General features: G+C 34.0%; 4 protein-coding genes and 1 other annotated feature. All 4 genes read right to left on the reverse strand.

The window, feature by feature from the left end:
• A partial coding sequence (locus JJE11_RS15580) for an ABC transporter permease (protein WP_291637254.1) occupies nt 1–648 on the reverse strand: 648 nt, incomplete at its 3' end.
• Nucleotides 641–2,164 carry a sugar ABC transporter ATP-binding protein gene (locus tag JJE11_RS15585; protein ID WP_291637256.1) on the reverse strand — a complete coding sequence of 508 codons (1,524 nt, stop codon included), beginning with the start codon at nt 2,162–2,164 and terminating at the stop codon, nt 641–643. The genes JJE11_RS15580 and JJE11_RS15585, both read right to left, overlap by 8 nt.
• Before the next feature lie 107 nt (nt 2,165–2,271).
• Nucleotides 2,272–3,186 carry a substrate-binding domain-containing protein gene (locus tag JJE11_RS15590; protein WP_291637258.1) on the reverse strand — a complete coding sequence of 305 codons (915 nt, stop codon included), beginning with the start codon at nt 3,184–3,186 and terminating at the stop codon, nt 2,272–2,274.
• A 64-nt stretch (nt 3,187–3,250) separates the two neighbouring features.
• Nucleotides 3,251–3,490, reverse strand: a binding site (T-box leader).
• Between the two features lie 339 nt (nt 3,491–3,829).
• Nucleotides 3,830–4,328 (reverse strand): heme-binding protein (locus JJE11_RS15595; protein WP_291637260.1); only part of this gene is annotated, 499 nt, incomplete at its 5' end.

The raw sequence follows: 4,328 nt of genomic DNA on the forward strand, positions 1-4,328 counted from the left end.
TAATCTAACATTTATTCCAGCTACTCTAGAAGCTACTGGATTTCCTCCTATTGCATACAATCGTCTGCCAAAAACTGTATTCGACATCACAAACCAAACAATGACTGTAAGAATAATCATAATTATAGAAAGCAATGGAATTTTACTCCAATCAGTTTGTCCAATATATCTAAATGAAGGAGGTATGTTTTCAAATATTGTGGCACCGCCTGTAACCCAAAAGGTTAATCCTCCGAGTATAGTTCCCATTGCAAGGGTTGTTATAAATGATAGTACTTTAAATTTTGTTACAACCCAACCATTGATATATCCTATCAGAAATGCAATTACAATTGGTATTATAAATGAAAGCCATATAGGTAGCCCCATAACTGACAACTTAGCTGCCATTACACCCCCAAGACTTGCCATTGCGCCAATCGCTAAATCAAATTCACCTACTGCCATTACTAATGTTGCCCCTATTGCAATAATAACTAATAGCGATATTTGCCTACTTATATTTATAAAATTATCTAAAGTCGCAAACGAGTCTGGACTTAAGATACTGAACCCAATAATAATCAGAATACCTGCAAAAACAGTTCCATAGGATTGCAATAATTTTTTCAAATTAATATTTCGCTTTTCATAAGACTTATTAATCATTTGAAATCCCCCCATTTTTATCTTGATCATAACATAGCTGCAGTACCGCTTCCGCGCTTAAATTTTCACAATCTCTCTGTGCAATTACTCTCCCATTATGCATTACTATAACTCTATCAGATACCTCTATTACCTCTTGTAAATCAGCTGATACAAATATAATCCCATGGCCTTTGTCTGCCTCATCCCATAATAGTTTATGAATTTCACCACGTGTCATTATATCAACAGCTTGCGTTGGTTCATCACAGAGAAATAAGTTTGGACTAGACATTAATGATTTTGCAAAAACAATCTTCTGTTGATTTCCCCCGCTTAACTCAAATACTTTTTGCTCTGTGCTAACTGCTTTAACATTTAGTTTTTCCATTTGATTAATTACATCAGTTTTTTCTTTTAAAGATTTTATTATTCCACCACGAGCATAATTTTTTAAAATAGATAAAGTCATATTTTCACGGATTGATATTCCCATTATGGTTCCCCGTGATCTTCTGTCCTCTGGAATTAAAACCATACCACTTTTTAATGAATTTTCAGGTGAAGATTTTTTAACACGTTTGCTATTAATTATAATATCACCACTTTTTTTTGCGCGGAGTCCATAAATAGTTTCTAATAGTTCAGTTCTACCTGTTCCTGCTAATCCAAATATCCCAACAACTTCTCCACTATTTACAGTTAAATTCACATTCTTTACTTTATCATCCATTGAACTTAAGTCACTTATTTGTAAAAGTATATCATCGCTAAGTTTGCCTAATTTCTTTCTTTTATTATAATGTATTGCTGAATTATCAGTCATAAGTCCAACCAATATATCCTTATTTGCATCTTGCCTAAGTAGCGTACCTGCTACCATTCCATTTCTAAGAACAGTAATTCTATCTGATAACCTAAATATTTCATCCAACCTGTGAGATACATAAATAATAGATGTCCCCTTTAATTTTAGATTGTTAATCAGTTTAAATAGAATCTCAGATTCCCTATCAGTTAAAGACGCAGTTGGTTCATCAAGTATAAGCAATTTACATTCAAACATCATGGCCCTTAGAATTTCTAATAAAGTACGTTCCACAGGAGTCATCCTTTGTGCAGTAACATTTAGTGGTATATTTATACCAAGTTCATCCATTAGATTAAGCGCAGTTTTCTCCATCTCTTTCCAATCAATAATAGAAGTATATTTAAATTTAGGGTAATCCCTCCCAAGGTACAAGTTCTCTAATCCTGAAAATGATGGTACTAGATGTCTCTCCTGATGGATTACGCTGATTCCTAATTTATGAGAAAATTGAGGGCTTGATATAATGGTACCTTTTCTTTGCCATATTATCACACCTGAATCTTCCTTATATACTCCTGTTAGTATCTTTATAAAAGTGGATTTCCCTGCTCCATTTTCGCCAACCAGTGAGTGTATCTCTCCATGTTCTACAGTTAAGGAAACATTCTGTAATGCATAATGCCCACCAAATTTCTTATCCATCCCTATTACCTCAAGTAATGGCATTTCATTCACCTCTCCTTAAAAAACAGAGACTTATTAAGCCCCTGTTTGTACTCTTTTATATGTTCATTGTTTAGAATCAAACAATGATATTTTTCTTACAATTATTTTTATTTAGAGATTAATGATGCAGGTGCATACATTTCAGTTTTCTCTACTGTTTTCCCTTGGAATACCAAATCCATCTGATTAACAACTATCTCAGCCATTCCTGCAAAGTTTTGTTTTACAGTTGCAACAAGTGGTGATCCCTTATTAATCATATCTACAGCTTGGCTTGTTCCATCAATTCCTATTACTATAATATCTTTTCTTCCAGCAGCCTCAATGGCTTGTGATGCACCAATTGCCGGCTCATCCCATCCACACCATACAGCAGTTATAGCTCCTGGTTGCTTATTTGCTAATAATAAGCTCTCCATCTGTTTACGGGAATTTTCAATTGGACCTGGAACCTGTACTTGTTGCTCTGTAACTAACTTTATCCCTGGGTTATCCTTCAACATTTTGTCAAGTTCCAAACTCCTTTTAAGAACTCCCGGATGTGCTCTATACGTTAGTGCAATTAAATTCCCCTTATTATCAAGTTTTTTAAATAAGTAGTCGGAAATCATTTGCGACATGGCTGTGTTGTCACTTGTTGCATTCATTGACATACCAGTTATATAACCAGAGTCACAACCAAAAACCGGAATTTCCTTTCCCGCTGCTTTTTCTATTTGAGTTTTAACCTGGTTAGGATCAGTACTAACTAATATTATAGCGTCAGTATTAGTTGCTATAACATCTTCCATACGACTTGCTAGTTGAGCAAAATCTCCCTTTGTATCAATAACATTTACCTTCCATCCCTTTTCAACAACCATTATCTTAAGTTTTTCTATCATCTCATTAGTTGTTACCGAGGATAAATATGGAGTTAAAATTGAAATTTTTTTCACAGATGATTTTTCAGAATTACTTCCACATGCAGACAAACTTAAGATCATACTTAGTCCCAGAATAATAGCAATAACTTTTTTCATTTTAAATCCCCCTTTTTTTATGTTTTAATTCAAAAAATAAAAAGCCCCCTACATGCATAAACATGTAGAGGGCGAATATTCTCGCGGTACCACCTCAACTTACCCTTGTAAAAACAAAGGTATCTCTCAAATACAGGAATAACTCCGATATCATATCCATATAACGGTGGAACCCGTGTCCCCTACTATTATTTCGGTTTCCTCTCGTAAGTCCATTCAAAATGTTCTAAAATATCAGGCTCACACTATTCCTGGCTCGCTGTAATTGTTAAACAAATTTACTATTCTTACTCATTGATTTTTCTGCTTTTTACTATTATATTGTGAATTCCCAAAATTGTCAACATAATTTATTATTCTTTAATTCAAGTGTGGAATGGAGCACATCATAAAAGGATTTCATACCCCTTCCGATTTTACTTGTTTTATTAATAATTTTTTAGAGTCTCTCTTAGTCTTACCAATCCATCCATCATTACCTTTGTTGGACACGCTATATTCATACGCTCATATCTTCCAATTTTTGAATGCTTCTGTACATAACTGCTTGAGGTGCTCCCTAAAGTAAAAACTTTCAGTTTTTACTACAACCTCGGAGGTCCTAACAAAAACTGAAAGTTTATGTTTGCTACACAAAATGACATCAGATATCCAAGTCAACCTCAGGAACTCCTGTTACCCTCAAAAACTTGCTTAGACACTTTACAATAAAATCATGATCCTTAACATGTGGCATATTAGAAACAGTAATTACGGCAACAACACAGCTTCCTTTTATTCTTATAGGAAACCCTCCACCACAAAAGACATATTGGCTATCGCTTAAACCATGGGTTACAACTTCTTCTTTAGTTATTTTTGAAACTATACTTGATCCTAGACTACTTCTTTCCATAAGCAAAACCGTATTAAATTTTCTATTCATCCAGTTCTGATTATTCAGATTAGTTTTATCTGTAGCATACTGAAAAATAATATTTCCATTAAGTTTACGAATGGATACCGCCAATTCAATACCATTCTTATGTATTTCCTCTACTACAAGTTGTCCTAGTTCCCAGGCGTCTTGGTTATTAAAATGTTCAAACTGAAGCATTTCTTCCTGCTTTATTACTAATTGTTCTGCTGCTTTATATTCCATA

It is taken from the genome of Clostridium sp., assembly GCF_016650095.1.
Lineage (GTDB): Bacteria > Bacillota > Clostridia > Clostridiales > Clostridiaceae > Clostridium_AD.